Origin of the sequence: Peptostreptococcus faecalis, from assembly GCF_900240845.1 — a bacterium.
GTDB lineage: Bacteria > Bacillota > Clostridia > Peptostreptococcales > Peptostreptococcaceae > Peptostreptococcus > Peptostreptococcus faecalis.
On record NZ_OERU01000002.1, the window covers coordinates 206933 to 231408 of the forward strand.

The 24476-nt window shown below is 28.4% G+C and carries 19 protein-coding genes and 2 pseudogenes; 16 read left to right on the forward strand and 5 right to left on the reverse strand.

Going from position 1 to position 24476, the window contains the following annotated elements; all coding sequences use genetic code 11:
* Positions 1–113: 113 nt before the first annotated feature.
* A pseudogene (locus tag C0982_RS10425) lies at positions 114–410 on the reverse strand (IS3 family transposase); the annotation flags it as partial.
* A 95-nt stretch (positions 411–505) separates the two neighbouring features.
* Between C0982_RS10425 and C0982_RS06245 the strand changes: the two are divergent.
* The 6 genes and pseudogenes from C0982_RS06245 to panD all read left to right on the forward strand — a co-directional run bounded on the left by C0982_RS06245 (position 506) and on the right by panD (position 8203).
* A pseudogene (locus C0982_RS06245) lies at positions 506–1171 on the forward strand (IS6 family transposase).
* A gap of 378 nt (positions 1172–1549) precedes the next feature.
* Complete coding sequence (locus C0982_RS06250; RefSeq protein ID WP_101773400.1) at positions 1550–5140, forward strand: cell wall-binding repeat-containing protein; 3591 nt, start codon at positions 1550–1552, stop codon at positions 5138–5140.
* Positions 5141–5227: 87 nt separating this feature from the next.
* A complete protein-coding gene (locus C0982_RS06255; RefSeq protein ID WP_101773401.1) occupies positions 5228–5644 on the forward strand; it encodes a DUF4231 domain-containing protein in 417 nt (138 codons plus the stop codon).
* A 164-nt stretch (positions 5645–5808) separates the two neighbouring features.
* A complete protein-coding gene (locus tag C0982_RS06260) occupies positions 5809–6336 on the forward strand; it encodes an HdeD family acid-resistance protein (protein ID WP_101773402.1) in 528 nt (175 codons plus the stop codon).
* Between the two features lie 106 nt (positions 6337–6442).
* The gene (locus tag C0982_RS06265; protein WP_180946890.1) at positions 6443–7513 is read left to right on the forward strand and encodes an IS30 family transposase; all 1071 of its coding nucleotides are present in this window, start codon (positions 6443–6445) and stop codon (positions 7511–7513) included.
* Between the two features lie 303 nt (positions 7514–7816).
* Positions 7817–8203, forward strand: coding sequence for an aspartate 1-decarboxylase (panD, locus tag C0982_RS06270; RefSeq protein ID WP_101773404.1), 387 nt, complete (start codon positions 7817–7819; stop codon positions 8201–8203).
* A 400-nt stretch (positions 8204–8603) separates the two neighbouring features.
* Here the strand turns inward: panD and C0982_RS06275 are convergent, their stop codons facing one another.
* Together C0982_RS06275 and C0982_RS06280 are read right to left on the reverse strand one after the other, a co-directional pair.
* The gene (locus tag C0982_RS06275; RefSeq protein WP_101773405.1) at positions 8604–12398 is read right to left on the reverse strand and encodes a cell wall-binding repeat-containing protein; all 3795 of its coding nucleotides are present in this window, start codon (positions 12396–12398) and stop codon (positions 8604–8606) included.
* A gap of 298 nt (positions 12399–12696) precedes the next feature.
* On the reverse strand, positions 12697–12897 hold the full coding sequence (locus C0982_RS06280) for a cold-shock protein (RefSeq protein ID WP_101773406.1): 201 nt from the start codon (positions 12895–12897) through the stop codon (positions 12697–12699).
* A 943-nt stretch (positions 12898–13840) separates the two neighbouring features.
* On the opposite strand from C0982_RS06280, the gene C0982_RS06285 reads away from it, so the two are divergent.
* The 10 genes from C0982_RS06285 to C0982_RS10795 all read left to right on the forward strand — a co-directional run bounded on the left by C0982_RS06285 (position 13841) and on the right by C0982_RS10795 (position 20782).
* The gene (locus C0982_RS06285; RefSeq protein WP_101773407.1) at positions 13841–14662 is read left to right on the forward strand and encodes a ParA family protein; all 822 of its coding nucleotides are present in this window, start codon (positions 13841–13843) and stop codon (positions 14660–14662) included.
* Between the two features lies 1 nt (position 14663).
* Positions 14664–14996, forward strand: a complete 333-nt coding sequence (locus C0982_RS06290) for a hypothetical protein (protein ID WP_101773408.1) — start codon at positions 14664–14666, stop codon at positions 14994–14996.
* A gap of 370 nt (positions 14997–15366) precedes the next feature.
* Complete coding sequence (locus C0982_RS06295; protein WP_101773409.1) at positions 15367–16191, forward strand: hypothetical protein; 825 nt, start codon at positions 15367–15369, stop codon at positions 16189–16191.
* A gap of 228 nt (positions 16192–16419) precedes the next feature.
* Positions 16420–16836 (forward strand): HutP family protein, encoded by a 417-nt coding sequence (locus C0982_RS06300; protein ID WP_101773410.1) that lies wholly within the window; start codon positions 16420–16422, stop codon positions 16834–16836.
* A 417-nt stretch (positions 16837–17253) separates the two neighbouring features.
* Positions 17254–18210: an ABC transporter substrate-binding protein gene (locus C0982_RS06305; RefSeq protein ID WP_242961519.1), complete on the forward strand. Its 957-nt coding sequence runs from the start codon at positions 17254–17256 to the stop codon at positions 18208–18210.
* A 19-nt stretch (positions 18211–18229) separates the two neighbouring features.
* Positions 18230–19108, forward strand: coding sequence for an ABC transporter permease (locus tag C0982_RS06310; protein ID WP_101773412.1), 879 nt, complete (start codon positions 18230–18232; stop codon positions 19106–19108).
* Complete coding sequence (locus C0982_RS10890; protein ID WP_180946891.1) at positions 19108–19479, forward strand: ATP-binding cassette domain-containing protein; 372 nt, start codon at positions 19108–19110, stop codon at positions 19477–19479. Before C0982_RS06310 ends, C0982_RS10890 begins: the two co-directional genes overlap by 1 nt.
* Before the next feature lie 62 nt (positions 19480–19541).
* Complete coding sequence (locus tag C0982_RS10895; RefSeq protein WP_408634000.1) at positions 19542–19877, forward strand: ATP-binding cassette domain-containing protein; 336 nt, start codon at positions 19542–19544, stop codon at positions 19875–19877.
* Positions 19878–20181: 304 nt separating this feature from the next.
* The gene (locus C0982_RS10790) at positions 20182–20400 is read left to right on the forward strand and encodes a recombinase family protein (RefSeq protein WP_278336037.1); all 219 of its coding nucleotides are present in this window, start codon (positions 20182–20184) and stop codon (positions 20398–20400) included.
* 25 nt (positions 20401–20425) lie between these two features.
* Positions 20426–20782 (forward strand): recombinase family protein, encoded by a 357-nt coding sequence (locus tag C0982_RS10795; protein ID WP_278336038.1) that lies wholly within the window; start codon positions 20426–20428, stop codon positions 20780–20782.
* A 75-nt stretch (positions 20783–20857) separates the two neighbouring features.
* Here the strand turns inward: C0982_RS10795 and C0982_RS06325 are convergent, their stop codons facing one another.
* The gene (locus C0982_RS06325) at positions 20858–22939 is read right to left on the reverse strand and encodes a cell wall-binding repeat-containing protein (protein ID WP_456299411.1); all 2082 of its coding nucleotides are present in this window, start codon (positions 22937–22939) and stop codon (positions 20858–20860) included.
* Between the two features lie 838 nt (positions 22940–23777).
* Positions 23778–24296: a GNAT family N-acetyltransferase gene (locus C0982_RS06330; protein ID WP_101773334.1), complete on the reverse strand. Its 519-nt coding sequence runs from the start codon at positions 24294–24296 to the stop codon at positions 23778–23780.
* Positions 24297–24476 lie beyond the last annotated feature (180 nt).

Consider the following 24476-nt stretch of genomic DNA (forward strand, 5'->3'; position numbering starts at 1 on the left):
TATCTCAAAAACTTGATAGTGTGAATTTTATAAAATAATATTGATTATGTTGTAAAATGCAAAAAGAGAATGGCTAGCAAATTATGCAATGCACCCAAAATGTTGGACAATAATTAAGCTATTTGACTGGAGTGAGTTCGGTAATTAACCGGACTCATTCCTTTTAATTTACTCTTAATTCTTTTATTATTATATCATTCTATATATTCAATTAATTGATCTTTAAAATTATATACAGACTGAAAGCGTTGTAGATAATTTAATTTTGACTTCAATAATCCAAAAAAATTCTCCCTAACACTATTATTAAGACAATTTCCTTTTCTTGACATACTTTGCTTCCAACCTCTATCTTTTAATAACTTTTGATAGTATTTATGTTGATATTGCCATCCTTGATCTGAATGTAAAAATGTATTTTTTCCGTAACTATTTTAGGTTGTGTTGCGAAGTTTAAAATTCTCGGATTTTGAGATATAATTTATGAAAATAGAGGAGGATAATCATGAGAAAATTATTTAAGGGGAAACAATATGATTCTAGAATAATAATTGAAGTAGTAGGACTTTACTTTGAATATTCTTTAAGTTATCTTGATTGTGAAAAAATAATGCGAAAATTTAGTATTAGAGTAGATCATACTACTATTTATCGTTGGGTCAAGCAATATGGAAAAACTCTATACTATTTATGGAAAAAGAGAAATAAACATAGATTGTTGTCAAAATCATGGAGAATTGATGAAACCTATATTAAAGTTAAAGGAAAGTATTGCTACCTTTACAGAGCAATTGATTCCAATGGTTTAACGTTAGATATGTGCTTAAGAAACCATAGAGATACAGTCTCTACGAAGACTTTTATCAAACGCTTAATTAGAGATTATGGACAACCTCGTTCAATTGCAACAGATAAATAAGCACCTTCTATTAAAGATATAAATGAGTTAAAATCAGAAGGTTTCTTAGATAAATCAGTAAATCATTGGCATTCTAAATATCTTAATAATATTTTAGAACAGAATCACTGTAAGGTTAAGTCTAAGATTACCTATAGTAACAGTTTTCAGTCGACTTACACTGCAGCTTCTACTATTAAAGGGATTGAATTTGTATCTGCTATGCATAAAATTAGCCGAAGAGAAGTTACTCTCTTCGGCTTTTTCCTATAGACAGAAATTGAAAGATTATTTAAAACTGCTTGCTAGAAATTCAAGAAATTGGTGAGGTATGTCATTGTTTTAAACTTTGCAACATAACCCCGTATCTAATGTAGATTATTTATGCAAATGTTTTCGTATTTTCTAGAGATTTAAATACTGTTTTATCACTTATTTTTTTCGGAATTTTTATATTTTTTTCTATTTTCTGTTTTTTATTGACGACATTAATTTTACTATGATATAATGAAATTAACTTAATAAAACAAATTTTATACATCTATTTTTTTTAAAAAAAAAATCAGCAACAATCTCATTAATAACGTTTTCAAAAATTCGAGGAGAAAGAAAATAAAAAAATTTTATATTTGTTTACATGGAGGTTATAAGATGAAAAAAATATACATATTACTGTTAATAATTTCTCTGTTATTAAATTCTATAGTAAATATTAATGCGATTTATTCAATAGAAGACAGTCAAAGTCAAAAAATTAATCAAGGAGAAGATTTAAAAACCTATACTATTAAAGTAAAATATATTTTAAAGAATGGAGATGAAATAGCTCAACCATATCTAGCAACTGTTCATAAAGGATATAAGCTGGTAGAAAATATTAAATCTCCTTATATTGAAGGATATATTCCTGACAAGGATACTATTAATTTAAATATTTCTTCTGTGGATAAAGATAAAGAATATACTGTTAAATATTCGCCTTCTAATGAAGGAAAATATAAAATAAACTATAGACTTCCTTCATTAGAAGATCCTTCCAAATATAAAACTGAAACCATTGAATTATCCGGCCCAGTTGGTAGTAATATCGTAGCTCCAATTAAAGAATTTAAAGGTTTTTCTCCACCAAAAGAAATTCCAACAACTGTCATTAATGTTGATGGAAGCACTGAAATAGATGTGTACTATAGCCGTAATTTATATACATTATATTTTGATACTGAAGGAGGCTCTTATATTGAGCCAATAACTGGTTTTTATGAACAAAATTTAATTCCACCTAGCGATATTCCAGAAAAAAAAGGATATGAATTTAAAAAGTGGGATAAAGTAATACCAAGTACTATGCCTGCAGAAAACACTGTATTTAAAGCAATGTGGGAAGAAAATAATAAATCTAACTATTCTGTTGAATATAGATTGGAAAATTCTAATAGAGAAGGGTATCAGCTGAAGCGTATCACTACTCAAAGAGGTATTGTAGGAGAAATGCCTTATATTCCAAAATCGTATCCATGGGAGAGTTTGGGAAATATGAATAATCTATATTATTTACTACAGGATTATGTCGAATTAAATAAAGAAAAAACTGAAAATGAAAAAGAAGTTATTAAATCAGATGGTTCTACTTCTTTAAAAGTTTATTGGGATTTTAAAAAATATAATTTGCATTTTAAAAATTTAAATGATAAAGGGTATTATTATTATAAAAATGGCGAAAAAATAATTGGAGATTATATTATTTATGATGTGAAATTGTTTCAAGATATGACTGATTCATGGCCTGAAATTAGGTATGAAGGAGAAGGAAGTTCCTCTGTTATAGTAGGATATAGAAATAAAACAGGAGGAAAATCTGCTGTTATCTCTCCATTAAATATGAATGGTCAAATTATTTCAGCCTTTCAGTTAGGATATAAATCAAGCAAAGATATTAATATGGAAATATTTTTTGATGATAGAGTTATTGAACCAACTGTAATAAATCATATGCAAAATATTGGAGGAAAAGAATATATTTCTAAACAATCAAAAGCTATGGTAATTACTAATAACCTGTTAAAGCCAAAAGATATAAAAGGTTTTACAGTTGATATAAGTAAAGATGATGGAAATGGTGTAAGGGTGACTAACAAAGATCAAATAGTGAACTTTTGGTATAATCGAAATAAAAATGAATTAATCTTTAGATCAGACAATGATGATGTTAAAAAAGAAAATCTTTGGTATGAAGAAAGTTTAGATAATTATTTAAATTTCATTCCGAATACCACACCAATAGGAAAAAAGAACTATCAATTTAAAGGTTGGTACTCAAGTAAAGAATTACTGCCTGAAACTAAAGTTGAACCGGGAAATGAAGAAAAAATGGATGATAAAATATTAAAACTATATGCCAAGTGGGAAGCACCTAATTGTATTGTGAGATTTAAGCCAAATAATGGAGAAAAAAACTTTTCTATAGAAGCAAAATACTTAGAAAAAATTGTTGAACCTACTATTCCAAAACGTGAAAATTATATTTTTAAGGGATGGAGACAAGTTGATAAAAAATATAATTTTAATTTTAATATAATGCCAATAATAGATTCAATTACTTTAGAAGCCGTATGGGAACCAATTCAGGAGAATACTCTTTTGATTAGATATCTGAATAGAAACAATAATGAAAAATTATCTGAAGATTTAGAAATAAAAGATTTGAAAGAAGGCATTGTCCAGTTATTAGATGCAAAGGTGATTGACTCATATTTCCCGGATAAGCCTACGAAAAATATTAGAATTAAAAAAGGAAAAAATGAAATAATTTTCTATTATGTTCCTTTAACAACAAGTGAATATAAAGTAAAGTATTTAGATGTTAATGGAAAAGATTTATTGCCAGAAGTCAACAAAAAAACAACAAAAGCAATTGATACAGAAAATTATATACATATTGAAGGATACACGCCACAGAAAAAACAAATTACATTTAAATTAATTGATGAAAAAGAAGTTAAATTTATTTATAATAAAGAAAATATAATATCAGATAATATATCTGTAACCTATAAGGGTAATGGAGAAACCTCCGGGGTAGTACCAGTAGATTCTAACAAATATATAAAAGGTAATGAAGTTACAATTTTAGGTAAGAATACATTGAAAAAAGATGGATATAAATTCATTGGTTGGAATTTAAAATTTGATGGAAGTGGTATAAAATATGATGTAAATAGCAAATTCAATATAGTTGAAAATACTATTCTTTATGCTATGTGGGAAAAAGATTCTACTCCAGGCGGTGGAGGCGGAGGTGGAACAACTCCTCCAACAAAGAGAGCAACTGCAGTACTTGCAAACGGCAAGAAGTATACAGATGTGTTAACAGCCACAGTATTAGCAAACGAAAGAGATTGTCCAATACTTCTAACAGATAAAAACGACATCACTACAGAGACTTTTAACGAACTAAAAAGACGTGGAATAGGTGATGTAATTATATCAGGAGGTCCTGATTCTGTATCTCAAAAAGTTGTAGATCAGCTAAAAGACTTCAACGTGATAAGATATGCTGGATCAGATAGATATGGAACTGCAAGAGAAATAGGTAAAGAAGTAAGAGCACTTACTGGAAAAACTGATGGAGCAATGTTAGTTGATGGAACTAACTTCCCTGACGTAATTACAATATCGGCTCTTGCGACTCAGAAAAGAGTACCAATTTTAATTACAAATCCTAACAAGCTTAATTCTACTACTGAAAATGTAATAAAAGACTGGAAGCTAAACAATATAGTAATAGGTGGAAGTACAAATTCAGTTGCAAAAACTATACAAGATAGATTAAACACTGATTTAAAAATATCTTCAGTATCTAGGATAGGTGGAGTTGACAGATACGAAACAGCTTCACTAATAGGTAAAGAAGTGAGAGCACTTACTGGAAAAAAGACAGATATGATACTTGTTGATGGAACTGACTTCCCAGATGGAATCACAATCAACTCACTAGCAGCTAAGTTTAAATGCCCAATTCACCTTACTAAGCCAAATTATCTAACAGATATTACAGCTAAAGATATAGCTGACTGGAATATAGATAGCATACTTGTAGGTGGTGGAGAAAATTCAGTATCTAAGTCAATCTATGATGGACTAAAGGTAACTAATAAAGAAAGAATATCAGGAGAGGATAGATATTCTACAGCAGTGAAGATATCTCAAAGACTTGATAAAATATTAATTTCCATAGGAAAATAAACTTTGTAACACAATAATTTCAGAATAATTGATTGAAAAAAATATTATTATAGAATTAAATAAAACTGTAAATAGGAGGATGATAGTTTGAATGAAGCAGAATTATTAAAAACAATGGATTATTATATTACTGAAATTGAAAATAAAAATAAAAGATATGGTACTATAGTTAAAATTGGAAATATAATTAAAATAGTACTGTCTGCCAGTATACCAATAATGATTACTAGAGCAGAAGAAAACACAAGCATTCTATTTTATGTGTCAATTTCTTCAGCAATTATAACCATTATACAAAGTTCTATTTCTTTTTTAGATTATGACGATAGAAAGCATATCACAGCTGATATTTTAATTAGGCTAAAAAAAGAAAGGTTGTTATATATAACTAAAACAAATCCTTATAATAAAACAGATGAAGAGAATTTTCACTTACTAGTCGAAAACTTTCAGGATATAGTAAATAGTAATTTAAAAGAATTGTTAAATTCAGATGGTGATTAATTCTATGAATGAGACTAAAAATCTGAGGTTTGTTATCTACTAATGACATATAAAGGTATTAGTGTATAGTTTATTTGTAAAAGTTTAAAAAAAAAGACTTTTAATTCTGTTAAAATAAAATTATAATGTAAATGGTTAAATAAACTCATAAGGAGGTACGATTTATGAAAGATAATTTAAATTACGCAAGGTGGATGTCGTTATTAATGGGTATTTTATTAATTTGCTCAGGCATTATATTTTATATGTATCCAATTACGTCATTAGTTTCTATGGCATATATGATAGCGTGTATCTTTATTGTAGTTGGTGCAGTCAGAATAGTTAGATATTTTACTCATACTACTTTTAGAACAGGGGCATTTCTAGTTCAAGGTATATTAGAAATAATACTTGGTATATTAATGCTTTATACACAAGGAATTACAGTTATTACCTTAGCAATGTTTCTAGGATTTTGGGAAATATTCTCTGGAACTTCAGAAATAGCAAACTCTTTTGATTTAAAGAAAAATGAGTTTAAAGGTTGGTGGCTAGGAATAATATCAGGATTAATAGGTATTAGTTTAGGATTTATGTTAATAGGAGATCCTGCTTTATCGTCTATACTGATAGGTATGTATGCTCTTATATATGGATTTACATATATTCTAAGTTTTTTTAATATATCATATATTTTAAAAAATAAGTAAATGGATAATTGTAAAATGAAATTGAACAACTCAATAAAAAAAGATTCACCATGAATCCTGTGCTAGAATATAAGTGCCTAAACAAATAATCTAAAGGAGACCCATGATGAATCAACTTAATTCTAACACAAAAAACAGAACTTTTAAACACTTATCCGCTAGTGAAAGAGGAGCTATTGCAGCTCTATTAAACTCAGGAAAAAGTATTACCTATATTTCAAAAATGCTGCATCGATCTCGTACCACTATATATAATGAAATTAAACGTGGAACTGTGACTCAAATAGTTCAAGGCAAAGCTTCTGATAAATATATTTCTGAAACAGGTCAGGCGATATATGAAAGCAACAGATTAAGTTGCTGTAAGCCACTTAATCTAGAAAAATGCAGAGACTTTATAGATTTTGTTATAGATAAATATGTTAACCTTAAATGGTCTCTAGATGCATGCATTGGATACNCAGGTCAGGCGATATATGAAAGCAACAGATTAAGTTGCTGTAAGCCACTTAATCTAGAAAAATGCAGAGACTTTATAGATTTTGTTATAGATAAATATGTTAACCTTAAATGGTCTCTAGATGCATGCATTGGATACGCCATAGCTAATTCTATGTTTACTGAAACAGTTTGTATGAAAACTCTTTACAACTACGTTGATAAAGAAATCATAGTAATCAAAAACTATGATTTACCATTTAAACTTCGCCGTGCTGAAAATAAGAAATTTTCTAAAGAGCATAAGCGTAAACTTGGCAAATCAATCAGTGAAAGACCCTCTGAAATAGAATCCAGACTAGAATTTGGTCACTGGGAAATTGACACCGTTTTAGGTGGTAAAACCAAAGATCAAAACTGCGTTTTTTCACTTGTTGAAAGAAAAACAAGGTATTATCTGCCTATTAAAGTAGAATCAAAAGATAGCAAGTCTATAAAGGAGGCATTCCAATCACTAGTTTACAGTTTTAAGAGCAATGTATCTGAGGTGTTTAAAAGTATTACATGCGATAATGGCTCCGAATTTTCGGAGATGCATACTTTTGAGTATCTATCAGATATTTACTTTGCTTACCCTTTTTCATCATATGAACGTGGTACAAATGAAAGACATAACGGGCTTTTAAGAAAGTTTCTACCAAAAGGAACATCCATGAACAAAGTGTATTCAGTTTTATAAAAGTGTTCAATTTGATATTGCAATTTAGTTGCTAAATATTTATATTAAAAATAAAGTTGTTAGATAATTATTTAGATTAGTTATTTATTTAATTAGATAAGTGTGAAATTATAGATAATTTATAATGCATTAAATACATATAATTGCTTTTAAAATTTAGAAAATAAATATATATAATCAAAAATAAATGGATAGTGTGATTTTATTGTATAAGAGATTTATTTGAACACACATAAAAACTGTGTTATATTTTTTATATGATTTTAGGTAAAAGTATAAACGTAGTTATAATAGGAGTTTAGTATGAGAATAAGTATGTTAAAAGCAAAGATTCATAGAGCAACAGTAATGCAGGCCGAATTAAATTACGTAGGAAGTATAACTGTTGATGAAGATATTTTAGATGCATCGGGGATAAGAGAGTATGAAAAAGTCAGTATAGTTGATATTAACAATGGAGAAAGATTTGAAACTTATACGATTGCAGGTGAAAGGGGAACTGGAATTATATGCTTAAATGGAGCTGCTGCTAGATGTGTACAAGTCGGAGATAAAATTATAATAATGTGTTATTGTGATATTGATAATGATGAAGCTGAGGATCATAAACCTAAAGTTGTTTTTGTTAATGATGAAAATCATATAATAAAAATAAGTGATTATGAAAAACATGGAATGCTTTCAGAGTAGTGTTTATTACACGAATTTTAACTAAACTAGATAAAAAAAAAACACAAAAAAAGAACTAGGTAATATGGTTTTAAATACATTACCTAGTTCTTTTTTTAATAATATTATATTAAATGTTATTTGCTTGTTTATCTAAAAAAATACAATTTGTTTTTTAGATAAACAAGCATTTTAAAATATTTTCTTATTCAATGCAAATACTAAATTTATAAATCAATTTTAATAATCATAAAAACTTAAATAAAAATAATAATACTATTTTAATGTTTAAATTCATATTTATATTTGTAGTTTTTTAATGATGTATCTTATAACATAACCAATATAATCAAAATATTGGTTATGTTATATTAAAATACAAGAATTTTATAAGTTAAGAAATAATTAATTTAACAGTCTATTATTTCCTACCTATTTGAGAAGAATCATCCAATCTTTGAGATATCTTTACTGCTGTAGAGTATCTATCAGCTCCTGATATTCTTTCTTTATTAGTAACTTTTAGTCCGTCATAGATTGACTTAGACACTGAATTTTCTCCTCCACCTACAAGTATGCTATCTACCTTCCAATCAGCTATATCTTTTGCTGTTATATCTACTAGGTTATTTGGTCTTGTTAAGTGTATTGGAGCCTTAAATTTAGCTGCTAGTGAGTTGATTGTGATTCCATCTGGGAAGTCAGTTCCATCCACTAGTATCATGTCTGTTTTGTTTCCAGTAAGCGTTCTTACTTCTTTTCCTATTAGTGAAGCTGTTTCATATCTGTCTGCTCCACCTATTCTAGATACTGAAGATATCTTTAAATCAGCGTCTAATCTATCTTGTATGCTCTTTGCAACTGAATTTGTACTTCCACCGATTACTATATTATTTAGATTCCAGTCCTTTATTACATTTTCAGTTGTAGTTGTAAGCTTGTTAGGATTTGTAATTAAAATTGGTACTCTCTTTTGAGTTGCAAGAGCTGNATTCCAGTCCTTTATTACATTTTCAGTTGTAGTTGTAAGCTTGTTAGGATTTGTAATTAAAATTGGTACTCTCTTTTGAGTTGCAAGAGCTGATATTGTAATTACGTCAGGGAAGTTAGTTCCATCGACTAACATCGCACCATCAGTTTTACCTGTCAAAGCTCTAACTTGTTTTCCAATTTCTTTTGCAGTTTCGTATCTGTCAGTTCCCGCGTATCTAACTATATTAAAGTCTTTTAATTGTTCTTCAACTTTCTTAGATACTGAATCCAATCCACCAGATATTATTACATCTCCTGTTCCACGTCTTTTTAGCTCGTTTAATGTTTCAGTAGAGATGCGGTCTGTTCCAGTTAGAAGTATTGGACAATTTCTCTCATTAGCAAGTACTGTAGCTGTTAGAACATCAGTATATTTTGTTCCGTTTGCAAGTACTGCTGTAGTCTTCTTTGTTGGAGGTGTAACTGTTCCTCCTCCACCTCCGCCACCTGGAGTATCTTCTTTTTCCCATACAGCATATAATGTTGTATTAGACTCTATATTTTCTATTTCTGTGATTATTTTGGATTTGTCATTATTTTTATCAAGTGACCATCCTAAAAATTTACTTCCATTTTTCTCTAATTTTCCTTCATTACCTTTTAGAGTTACTTTTTCTCCCTTTTTATATTCATTTTTATCTTCTGGTACTGTTCCTGATGTATTTCCATTTCCATCGTAAGTAACTTTATAAACTACAGTCATTAACACGTAAGTATTATCATTTAAAACGTCTTCTGAAGCTCCCTTGTACTGCGTTACGGAGCTAAAGCTATCCAATGAAGGATGTCTTCCTTCTTCTCTATAATAAATACCTAGGTCTTTATTTTCATATTGTCCAATTCTAAAGCTATTTCCATTTTTATCTACTGCATTTTCAATATATGTATCCCCATTTGCTCCAGGAATAGAATAAGCATAACTTTTCATATTCTTTTCTAACTTCATTTCAGATACTAATTTGTTACTATCTTTATCATAAGCTTTAATAGTTATTTCATCATTTATATCAGCTTCTGGTGCAAAAGTATGGCTTGCCATTACTTTCATAGAATCTGGTAATAATTTTGCGGTAATTGCATCTCTATAAGAGTATGATTTTACTCCTAAATCTTTAAAAAATGCACTTGAATAAGCCTTTACATTTGCATCGTTAAGAATTTTTAAAGTTCCTTCTGTATCTATACTTCGAGGAGTTTGATTTCCAGAAGCTTGACCTGCAATATTATATTCGTTTAGCATACCTCCACCGATTCCTGCTCCATATAGACTTCCTGCCAATACTTCACTGTTATCTATTACAATATTTCCGGCAAATGCAGTCTGATCTACAAGAGTTGTTCCGCTATAATACTTTTGACCCATACCGGCTCCAATTCCTGCACCACCATATAGAGATTTTGCTTCAACCTTTGCATTGTTTTTTATTTCAACATCCCATTTATCATTAGATCTAAATCCACTACCAATTCCTGCACCTCTATAAGATTTCGAATTTACTATTGCGTTATCAATTGTTATCTTAGAATAAGACTTAGTAGCATCAGTTTTACGTGTATTAGTTCCAGCTCCACCAATTCCAGCTCCATTCCCTGCATAAACATCTACAGTAGCGTCTTTTATATTCAGTTTCACACTTCCAATTTTATCAACTGTATTAGAAACATTTAATCCAATTCCAGGATGGTAGTTATCTGAAATTTTGCCAACTTCTCCATTAGGGAATCCACTATCTATATCTTCTTGAGTAACAGTATGGCGACCAAGTATTTCTATTTTTGTATTTTTACCTGATATATTTATTTCACTCTTTAAATTATTTACACCATCTAGTGGATGTACTGGTATACTTGTACCTATTCCTGCTCCTGCTTTTGTAAATATCTTAATATTTCCTCCTGAAATATTAAGTCGTCCATTTGGTATAGTAATTCCACCTGAATTCCCTCCTGCTATAATAGTTGGATTTCCAGAAATATTTATATAATCGAAATCATTATCATGATCTTTCGTATTTTGTAATTCAAATCCAATTCCAGTACCTGCGCTAACCCATGCAAAATTTCCAAACCCCATATTTTCTTGATATTTTGAAGTATCATAATCTGCATTATTAAGAGCAGTTACAATTGAATTATCTCTAATATTAATTTGACCTAATTGAATTCCATAAGCATTTCCTATTGCAGAAGTGTTAGCACCTCTTGTTGTAGCGTGAATGTTAGCATTTTTTTCAATATCTATCTTTGGTGAAAAAATTCCGTCATTAGAATGATACGTTTGACCCGCTCCTATCGCTGAACCTTCCATAGAAAGTACTTTTATTTTCACATCATCGGTAAATAATATACTTCCAGTTACTTGAGTCTTATCAAATCCCATTCCAGATGTGTGCATATATCCTGTTCCTATTCCAGCTCCGTTATCCTTTTGTTCTAAGTCAATTGTTAATTGGCCTGTAAATATAATATCGCCATTTACAAGGTTAAAATCTCCACCAATTCCAGCTCCACCATATGTGGAATTTGGTGGTCTTGGTGTTCCAGCCACTACATTTAACTTTGATTCATTATTCCCAGTAATTGTTACTTTTTTTCCGTGATTTACGCTAATCACTGCTCCACTTTCACTTCCTGCTAAATAATTTTCAGTACCTTCTACAATTATTTTATTATCAGTATTATCAAGTATTTTTATAACTGAAACCTTATTACTACTATTACTTCCCGTAACTGTACTAGGACGGTAATTATCTATCTTAACATTATTAATTGTAAGTTCTGCACTATTTTTTAAATTAAATTGAATATATTTAGTAGTTGCATCATTTGCATTTGTAATTTTAACTTTAGATCCATCAATAGTTATTTCCTTAGGAGAAACTTTAAAATTATCATATGAACCAGCTTCTTCTGCTAAATTCGAAAAATCATATTCTCCTTCAGGTAATGTACTTGGAACATCTTCCCAAGAAGAAAAGCTTGTAGCAGCCACACTTTGTGTATTAGATTTTTTAATAGATTTAATAGTATTTTTAACTTCTACTTTTTCAATTGATGTATTCTTCAAAGAATTTTCTTCAGTGATGCCTGCCTCTGAGATTGTTATCTCCGCAAAGCTTGATGAAATCATCGAAAAAGTTATCGTAAATACTATTATCTTCTTTTTAAATGCAATCGTTTTCATAATCCACCTCTTTCTCTAAATAATATACAACCTTAAACTTAATATGTATAAAAGTTGTAAAATCCCCCTTCCAATATCACAAAATTTTTTTATTTATCTCTAAATATTAAGTCTAAATTTTTTTTGATTATATTTTTTATAAATATAGATATAATTTTACTTACATTTTAACATATTTAGGGAGTTAAAAAAGTATTTTTGATAATAAAAATAAAGAGACAAATACAAGCTAATATAAATTCAAGCACAAAAAAAGGGCTAGAATAGAATCCAACCCTTTTAGAATTATCGTTAATTATTATATTGCACGAATATTTGTAGCTTGTAGTCCACGAGAAGACTGTTCTGTATCAAAAGAAACCTTTTGTCCTTCTTCTAGTGTCTTGAATCCTTCTCCCTGTATTTGTGAGAAATGTGCAAAAACATCATCTCCATTATCTTGAGAAATAAACCCAAATCCTTTGTCAGAATTAAACCACTTAACTGTACCTGTATTCATAATAAATACCTCCTTTAATATGTTGTAACTAATAAAAATTTATAAAGGGAGTATTTATACACACACATTATTAAATTTCATAAAAATCACTCCTTTAATTGTAACACATATAAATATATTAAACAAGTATTTTTTATATATGACTTATTTCATATTAAAATGATTCGTTCTTAATGTTTTTTGTTTATTAATTAAAGCAAATAATCTTGTAATTAACTATTATACCCTGTTAATCTGGCTGAGAGCTTTGAGCATTATTTTGACCCTTATATAGAGTCAAAATAAGTAAATCTGTCGTTCACTCGTCGCTACACGTTCAGCAATCTAATTAAGCAGTCCCCTAATATAATCAATCACCTTTTCACTTTGCCAGCATTTCTGCTTACTGCACCACCGATATAATTTATTCATCGGTCATATCAACCCGACTGACGTATTAATTTGTGTCTACGTGTATGGCACTCATTAACCGATTAGACTTTTTGCGTTGGCTCTAATTAACCTATCGTTATTTATACTGCTGTCGGCTTGCAGTTTTATTCTCTGTATTAAATTCATGTTGAGTATATCTCTGAAAGCATCTTATTTCAATGCTTTTGAAAATGCTGTAGATTGTAGATTGTAGATTGTAGATTAATCTACTGTAGATTGTAGATTGTAGATTGTAGATTGTAGATTGTAGATTAATCTACAAAAATCACAATATCTATTTTCCAATACTTCTATCATTTTATAACTTACACATTTTTGTAGATTGTAGATTGTAGATTGTAGATTGTAGACCAGTCTACTGTAGATTGTAGATTGTAGATTGTAGACGACTTTTATATTGGACTCAATAACGTTTTTTGAGTTGCAATGATATTTAGTTAGATATATAATGTAGACATACAGAAAAAGTTTTTTGTAGATTAACAACAATTTATGAAAAAGGAGTCGGATTATGAAAGTTATAACTATAGGAAATTTTAAAGGTGGAACAGGAAAAACAACAAACTCTTGCATGATAGCTTACACACTAAGTAATATGGGATACAAAACATTACTTGTTGATCTAGATCCTCAAGCTAATGCTACAGCTTTATTTTTACAGACGAGACAAAGTCAAAAAGACGAAGTTAAGGCATATGATTCTACTTTAATGAAAGCTATTACTGACAATAATTTAAAAGAGATCATTACAGATATTAAGGAAAATTTATATCTAATACCAAGTTTTGCAGATTTTTCTAGCTATCCATTATTTTTAGAAAAAAAATTCCCTAATTCACAAAAAGATAGAATCTTTTTTATGAAATCATTGCTAGATAACATTAAAGATGATTATGACTACCTAATATTAGATACACCACCTACTTTATCAATTTTTACAGATTCAGCAGTCGTAGCTAGCGATGCAGTTGTTATAGTTACACAAACTCAGGAAAGATCTTTTATAGGAGCACAAGCATTTGTAGGATATCTACAAGAACTATATGATCTATATGACATTAATTTTGACGTTGCCGGAGTTTTACCAGTATTACTTAAAAATACAGCTCCTGTAGATAAGAGAATATTGGCATCTATAAAAGATGAATTTGGTGAAGATAACGTATTTAAAAATGTAGTAAAAAATATGGAAAGACTAAAAAGATATGATATAACTGGAATAGTTGACCCTAATATCAATGAAGATTTTGACATGCATGACAAAAAAGTTCATAAACTATACACTGATTTAGCGAATGAATTCGTTGAAAAAGTAAATAGGGTAGGTGAGTAATTTGAGCGGACTTATAAAAAAGAATAATAAAAAAGATCCACTTGAGAGAGTACCTGTTCCTCAACCAAAAAATACATTTTCTAGAGATAGCTTATTTACAATAGATGAAGCGAAGAAAGAAACTAAAGTAAAAAAAGAAACAACTACTATAAGATGTGATAAAGACGTTGCTGATAAAATAAACGCTATGACGGTAATACTTAATTACGAAACTGTAAACGAATTATTGACACATGCAATTGAAGAATTGAGAACTGGACTAAGTGGAGATCAAAAAAAGGAATTTGAAACAATAAAAAATGTTTACTCTAAAAAAAGAGCATTTAAGAAATAGCTAGCTTAAAATTATTACAAAAATAAATATTCAACTATGTTTATTTAACATATAAAAAGTCAAATCTATTGAATCTTATAAAAAATATTATCAAAATAAAGCCAATCTAACTTAAATTATATAGATTGGCTTTATTTTTTATTTTATAAAATATGATATATGATTAAGATATTTTACATCTTGTTAATAATAGATTTAGAGTTAATCAATTTCATTTTATTTTTTTATTAAATTACCTATATTTATATTATTTAATTGCTTTTTGTTTAATTGACAGAATTTTCTTTATTTTAATTTTAATTCATGATAACATTAATGTATACTAATTAATTCTTTTGTTTTATATTTGTAATTAAAGGAGGTTTTCTAATTGAAAAAAATAGTGATAAGCATTTTATTTGTAATTTTTTTAATAGTAGGTTGTTCAAAAAATGAACAAAAATTAGACAACAGCGCTTTCTTAGATAATGCGTTGGAATACAATACGCTTGATGGGGTAAACGCAAAATTAGATAAGTACGTAACTATTAAAGAAACAACTAAATTCAAAGACGGAACTTCAAAATCAAAAAATTCAATCGCTATATTAAATAATAAAGGAACTTTATTAAAAATGGGATCTTCAGTGGATAAAAATAGCGAAGGTGATATGTACATTAATTATAATAAAGATGAAACAATAAACATGTATAGCTTTGGATACGACTCGTCTGCAAAAAACAATTATTCTCTTCAGGTTAGTAAAAATATTCCATATGAATCAATGAAAAATTTCTTTAAGCAGTATTTAATATCTGACCCAAAAAAAGAAAAATTTACTGTTATCAAAGATGAAAAAATAAATGGAGTAGATACCGTGAAAATAAAATATAATGCTACAATGGAAAATTTTTTAGATGGATATATATCAGATGGAATGTTGAGTCAAAATGATGCGGATAATTTAAAAAAGAATAAAGATTTCAACAATGCTATTGAAAGCATAGAAAAAAATGACATGTATGTGTATTATTGGATTGATAAGAATACATATAAAGTAATGAAAACTGAAATTAATACTAGTGCATTACAAACAGCTAGCTATTACATACAAAATTTCCTTGATAAAAAGGATGAAAATAATCCTCCAATACATTCTATAGCTACCTATACATTTGATTATGATAATGTAAAAAAAATAAAGTTGCCTGAATAAAAGTAAGTAGTTTGTTTTTCTTTAAAAATATATTACATTAGCTAAATTGTTTCAATCATGACTTTGTATTGTTTCATAATATTTTTATAAAAATATTATGAAATATTTGGAAAAAGTAATATATATTTCAATAATTTTATTTCATCATGCAGTGATAAGTATTATATGGTAATATTATATTAAAAGTTTTAAAATTAATTAAGCTACTTATATTTCGAGGTGAATAAAATGAAAAACAGTAAAGAGGTTGCAAAGGCGGCTATAAAGATTGCTCTAACAGAAAGTATTGAAGAAGAAAAAAGTTTCAAAGCAGAAATGGAAAAACTAGGAATAAAATCTTGTGGAGTAAATATTGGTGGAAATATTTTAAATTCTATCCCAAAGCTATTAGAATCCGCTTTAGTAAGTGCTAAAAGAAATAATTTGATAAAAGATAACCACGTGTGTGACGGTGCAATATTAGGTGCAACAAGAGAAGCTTTAGAACAAGTAACTGACAAGACTTCTGGCTTTAATGTCGGTGGCAAAATCGGAATAGCTAGAGGAGATGAACATATTTCAGTTTGTATTTTTATTTCTGTTGGGTTGCTTCATCTCAACGATTTGTCAATTGGGCTAGGTCACAGAGTTATTCCAATAAACTAATATATAAATATTATATTACAAAATAAATTTTTAATCCGTCCAAATTTGGACGGATTTTTGTATATATTAATCTAAAGTTTAAGCCTTTATTTCCTATATAATTTATTAATATATAAACAAATTATATAGGAAAAATAAAATAAATAGAAAAAATAAAAAGTAGTTGACAATACTATTTTTTTTGAGTAAGATAGATAACATTATAGTAGAATTGTAGAATGGTAGAATGGTAGGATTTAGATATTTAAAATTATGTAGAATAGTAGCAAAGTAGGAATAAGTAGAATTTCAACCTCTTGTTCATATTGCGCAAGGGGCCTTTTTTTGTTAAAATTTTTTATTAAATTTAGCTATTCCCATTAACTACATTACTAAATAGGGAGGGAAAATATGAAAAATATTAGTAAGATTTTTTTGATGTTAGGATTGTTAACTTTCGTTTTAGTAGGTTGCAATAAGAAAGGCGATGACTTTGTCATCGGTATTGCTCAACTGGCAGAACATCCTGCTTTGGATGAAGCTAGAAAAGGTTTTATTGATGGGTTAGAAGAGCAAGGTATTAATTTTAAAGAAGATTATAATAATGCTCAAGGAGATCCTGGAGTCGCAAGTCAAATAGTACAAAAACAAATTTCTGATGATGTAGATTTGATCTTTACAATCGCGACACCCGTAGCACAGTCAGCTCAACAGGCAACATTAGATTTAGAAAAAGAAAACAGAATACCTGTATTATTCTCAGCAGTTACAGATGCTGTAGATGCTAAACTTGTAAATTCAAATGAAAATCCTGGTGAAAATATAACCGGAACTTTGGATGCGGCTCCTATTAAAGAACAATTAAGTTTATTTAAGGAAATCGATAGTTCGATAAAAAACATAGGAATTATTTATAACACTAGTGAAAGAAATAGTGAAATACAAATTAAGCAAGCAAAATCACTAGAAAAAGAATTAGGAATAAAAATTATTGATATCGGGGTAAGCAGCATAAATGATGTCGCCCAAACTCTACAATCAAAGGTTAAAGAAATAGATGGAATTTACACTATAACAGATAATATGATTGCTTCAAGTATTTCAATTATTTCAGATATTGCCATTGAAAATAAAATTATAACTGTTGGTGCAGAAGAAGCCCATGTAAAAGGAGGAATTTTAATTTCAAATGGAATTAGCTACTATGATCTAGGAAAACAAACGGCTTCTATGGCAAAAAAAATTCTGATTGATGGTGAGAATCCAAAAGACATCCCTGTAGAAAAATCAAAGAATTTTATCAAAACATATAATAGTAATACATTAGATTCTTTAGGAATAGATAAGGATAATAACGTCTTTAAAAATTCAAAAGAAATATTAACTGAAAAATAAATTTTAGGAGGTTTCTTTTATGAATTTAATGTTTACAACAATAGAACAGGGATTAATTTATACAATATTAGGAATAGGAGTATATTTAACTTATAAAGTTTTAGATATTGCAGATTTATCTGTAGATAGTACATTTCCTTTTGGCGCATTATTATTTGCTAGATTAGCAACATTAGGATTAAATCCAATGCTGAGTATCGTTATTTCATTTGTCATAGGTACTTTTACAGGGTTTTTAGCAGCTTTTTTAAGTATTAAATTAAAAATAAAACCTCTATTAGCTGGTATTTTGAACATGACTATTCTTTACTCTATAAACCTAAGGATAAACGGTAAGGCTAATGTTCCTTTATCAGGCTCAAAAGTCATATTTGATTATTTCACAGTTGGGAATAAATATATAGATAGAATAATAGTAATGATAATTATTGTTGCAATTATAAAGTTTTTAGTAGATAAATTTTTAATAACAGAAACAGGATATATGTTAGTTGCAACTGGCGATAATAAATCACTTGTAAAATCATTGGGTGAATCGTCAAATAAATATAGTGTTATTGGGCTAATGTTATCAAATGGACTAGTTGCATTATCAGGAGCCTTACTAGCACAATCTCAAAGGTATGCTGATATGCAAATGGGCCCAGGTACAATAGTTATTGCTCTAGCATTAATAATTATTGGAGATACGGTATTTAGACATAGAAATCTAAAAGGAACTACTAGAGTTCTAATAGGTGCAATTATTTATAAAGCTATTAATGCACTTGCTTTAGAAGCAGGACTTCAACCGTCAGATTTTAAAATGATTACAGGTATAATAGTCGTTTTATTTATTGCATACAATAATAGCTATGCAAATTGGCAAATAAAGAAACGTAGTAAGGAGCGAGCATAATGTTACAAATAAAAAAATTATATAAAAGCTTTAATATCGGCACTGATTTTGAAAATAACATTTTTCGTAACTTTGAAATAGAATTTGAAGATAATACTTCCACAGCTATAATTGGATCAAATGGCTGTGGAAAGTCTACATTAATGAATATAATCGCCGGTTCATTAATACCAGATGAAGGCAGTATAAAAATCGAAGGAACTGATGTTAGCAAATTCAAAGAAGAAACAAGAGCAAAATATATAGGTAGAGTGCATCAAAATCCATCTATGGGAGTATCTCCTTCATTAACTATATTGGAAAATATGGCTCTAGCCGATAAAAAGAATGAAAACTTCAGCCTGAGAAAACTTATTAGAAAAAAAGAATAGAATATTATAAAGAACAATTAAAAACACTAGATTTAGGACTTGAAAATAAACTAGATAGTAGGGTGAATTTGCTCTCTGGCGGACAAAGACAATCTTTGTCTCTGTTGATGGCATCAATGAAGCACCCCAAAATACTTTTACTAGATGAACACACAGCTGCTCTGGATCCCAAAACATCAAAGGTTGTAATGAACAAAACTGTAGACTTAATAAAAAATAAAAATCTTACAACGATAATGATAACTCATAATATGAAAGATGCAGTAGAATTTTCAGATAGAATAATAATGCTCGATAGTGGTCAAATAGTTTTAGATAAAAAAAGTTCAGAAATAACTTCAAAAGAACTTTATCAGATTTATCAAGATAAAATATTAGAAATGGAAATGAAGAAATAATATGAAGAAATAATATATTGATAAATAAAAAATGGTTGTGTTACATATATCACTCATTAGCAAGGTAATATATGTAAATCAAAGTATACTATATTTAACTTTTTAAGATATCGTTTTCTCATGTGTAAATCAAAGTTATATACTTCATATCGTATTTTCTATTATTTTATTGTTAAATCAACATATATATCCTATATAAATCAAATTATATTTACATCTAGTAAAGTGAATATGTACTTTATTTTACTTTTATGATATAGTTATAAATATATAAAGGATAAATATATTACTAGGAGGAGATTCTTTGAAGGGTCAGTTAATAGGTTATGCTAGAGTATCTAGCATAGATCAAAATTTAGATAGACAAATAGATGCTCTGAAAGAAAAATTTGATTTAGATAAAATTTATACTGAAAAAGTATCTGCTAAGGATAAAAATAGAGTAGAATTAAAAGACATGCTAAACTTCGTTAGAGAAGGCGATACAGTTGTAGTCTTAGATTTTAGTAGTCTTAGATTTTAGTAGACTTGCTAGAAGCTTAAAAGATTTGCTAGATATAACAGATGAACTAAACTCAAAAAAAGTAAATTTAGTAAGTATAAAAGAAAATATAGACACTAGCACTCCTACAGGAAAGCTTATGCTTACAATGATTGGTGCAATCAATGAATTTGAACGTGTAAATATTAAGGAAAGGCAAGCAGAAGGAATAAAAATAGCCAAGGCAAAGGGTAAATTTAAAAAAGAAAGTATAAAGATAAATGATTATTTTGTAGATTTGTATAATCAATATATGAATAGAAAGATTACAAAAAAAGAATTTGCTATACTATATAAAATATCAAGACCAACACTTGATAAACTTATTAAAAAACATGAACAAGAACTAAAAAAGGAGATGTAGAAACATCTCCTTTTTTATCTTGCCAAATAATATCTATAAACTAGTTCTATTTTAAGTTTTACAACATAATCAATATTATTTTATAAAATTCACACTATCAAGTTTTTGAGATATCTTAACTGCTGTAGAATATCTATCAGCACCTGATATTCTTTCCTTGTTAGCGACTTTCAGTCCATCATAGATTGATTTAGAAACTGAGTTTTCTCCTCCACCTACAATTATATTTTCTATTTTCCAGTCTGATATATCATTTGCTGTAATATCAGTTAGACTAGCTGGTCTTGTTAAATGTATTGGAGCTTTGAACTTCGCTGCTAGAGAGTTGATTGTGATTCCATCAGGGAAGTTTGTTCCATCTACTAATATCATATCTTTAGTATTTCCTGTAGATTTTCTTACTTCTTTTCCTATTAGTGAAGCTGTCTCATATCTATCTGATCCACCTATTCTTGAAGTAGATATTTTTATTTCATTTTTTAATTTTGTTTCAATATTATTTCCTACTGAATTATCTTGACCACCTATTGTTATATTTTTTATATTCCAGTCTTTTATCGTCTTTTCAGTAGTTGCTGTTAGTTTTTCAGGATTAGTAAGAAGTATTGGAAGTCTCTTGTTTGCTGCTAATGATGATATTGTAATTACATCAGGGAAGTTAGTACCATCCACCAAAAATGCTCCCTCAGTCTTTCCAGTCAAAGATCTTATTGCTTTTCCAATTTCTTTTGCAGTTTCGTATCTATCATTTCCTGCATATCTAATAATATTGAAGTCTTTTAATTGTTCTTCTACTTTTTTAGACACTGAATCCACACCACCAGATATTATTATATCTCCTGTTCCACGTCTTTTTAATTCGTTTAGTGTTTCCGTAGATATACTATCTGTTCCAGTTAGTAGAATTGGGCAGTTTCTTTCATTTGCAAGTACTGTTGCTGTCANTGAATCCACACCACCAGATATTATTATATCTCCTGTTCCACGTCTTTTTAATTCGTTTAGTGTTTCCGTAGATATACTATCTGTTCCAGTTAGTAGAATTGGGCAGTTTCTTTCATTTGCAAGTACTGTTGCTGTCAATACATCAGTATATTTTGATCCATTTGCTAACACTGCTATTGCTTTTTTAGCTGGAGGATTAACTGTTCCTCCTCCATTTCCGTTGTTACCCTCTTTTACAAATTTTATTTTATCTACATCACTTTCTTTACTAGTTTCAATATCATTTATATACAGAAAATATGCTCCATCTCTTATGTTTTCTAATTTTTCTAAATCTCTCTTATATAAATCTTCATAGTTACCTTTTTCATTAATCTCATTAATTATAAAATCAATGTCTACCTTATCTCCATTCGATAAAGTATATTTATTCACTTTTATGTAATTGATATCAAAATTAAATTTATCTGATCCACCATTAGCTATTAAATCTACTTCTTCAATATTGCTATTGTCTATTGATGTCTTAGGAAGTATTAATTTAATTTTATCGCCTTGCTTTACAGAAACAGATTTTTCGTTGGATATTTCCTTTTCATATGGTTCTTCATATTCCCATATATCTCTCTTTTCACCTGCATACTTCACAGGTGTTACAATAACCTTAGCTCCGTCTATTTTTTTATCCAACTTTATATCAGCCTTTGCGTAGACCATGTGCTCTCCACCAGTATTAGCTCTAACATTCCATATTTCCATATCTTTTTCTAATGGGACTGAAAGTTTGTATTCTTTTGTATAATTTCCATCAATAACATTCACTTCTCCACTAGATACCAACTTAATTTTCAAGTCATCTTTATATAAATTTTCTAAGTTTTTCATACTTGATTCTAAATAAATAGAAGTTCTTGGACCATCTTCTTCTCTTATCTTAGAAATAGCGGGCATTTCTATCTCTTTTCCTAAGCTCTCATTTAAGTATTTTATAAGCACTCTCTGAGTTGTCAAAAATGAATCTATATTTGACATCATGTGAGTTGCAGTTCCAGAATTTTTAACGCTATTATCTATTTCAGAATATCCTAATTTTAATATATTATTAATTATATTATTATCCTGATCAGATAAACTTATTTTTTTATAATCTCTTTCTAACTGACTGTCTAAAATATTATAATAAAATGATTCACTGTGTTTTAAATACTTCATATAAAAAGTATAATACTCATCTAACCTTGCTTTGTCATAAAAAAGAGAATATACTAAATTATTATTGTACTTAAGCTTTTGAGTTATAGCAGTAGTTCTCTCGGGAGATGCTTTATCCACACCATTATAAGATATTTCATCACTATCACCAATTTTTCCATAATGTGAGAAATCAAAAATAACGCCTTTTGAGAAATAAGCGTTTTCCACATCTACTATTGGTAACGAAGAAGATGCTCCCGTCTCAATTCCATCATCCCACTGTTTAAAAATAACTCCTTCATTATTTTCATTAAATTCAAATGATTTAATTTCTGGCAATTTTTCACTAGCAAATGAACGACTATTTCCAAATATAACTAAAAAAACCGCTATACAAAAAATTGCTAATATACCTGATATTTTTTTTGATTCTTTTATCACTTTTCTACCCCCTATATTTTAAATTACATTTTCATTTTTTAATACCTTGTCATAAAAATATGATATGACTGTGTATACTTATATTTTTTGTATTAAAAAGTATATAGTCTCATTTAATACGAAATTTTGATAAGCAAAACTTTATTTTTTTGTATTAGTATATTTTCAAATGAAAATTGTATTACATATGTATATATGCCCCCGTTCATATGCGTTCTAAACAGTGATTTATTATTTATTTTCATAAATATACATATATATTATAGAGAGTTTTATAATTTTATTTTTCAACTTTTTATTTAGTTAAACTAAATAATTTCATTATACCTCATACTTTTTTAGATTATAGTTAAGTTATTTATACATAATTTATTGTTCTTTGATCATGATGTTCAACTTTTCACCATTGTAATAACTATTCTATTACATACTCCATAGGTGTAAATCTAATTCCATTTGTTACCTGTTCTCTTCCCGTATCCGTAAATCCTAAACGATGATACATACTAATAGCATAAGGAGATGAATTTACTGTTACTTTATTTACGTTTTCTGACACTTTATAAAAATTCAATACATGTACAAATAGTTTCTTTGCAATCCCTCTTTTGTGAAAATCTTTATCCACAAATAAAAGACTGATATGAAAAGGAGCTCGAACTCCTATTACTCCAACAATTTTATCCCCGTAAAAGCATCCCCATAAAACATATCCTTCATCTTCGACATATCTTATATATGATTCTGTTTTTATGATTTCTTTGAAAAATTGTACTCCTTCTTTGCTATATGTTGGTGCTACATACTCATCAAAAACTATTGAAACTAAGTTCATTGCCTTTTCAATTTCTTCAACCGTCAATTCCCTTATGGTTTGATTTTCCACTAAAAGCCCCCCTTTTTTTATTTTATATAATTTTTTATCTTTACTCATAATAATCTCATGTAGTTTATCTTCAACAATTCATGCATATAGTAGCTTTATATACTTATAGTTTTACTTTATCATCCATACATATATTGTAAATTTAGCATTAAAAAAACCAACCTGTCAACAGGTTGGTTGTTATTTATAGTTTTATAACCCAAATACTAACTAATTACAAATTTTCTC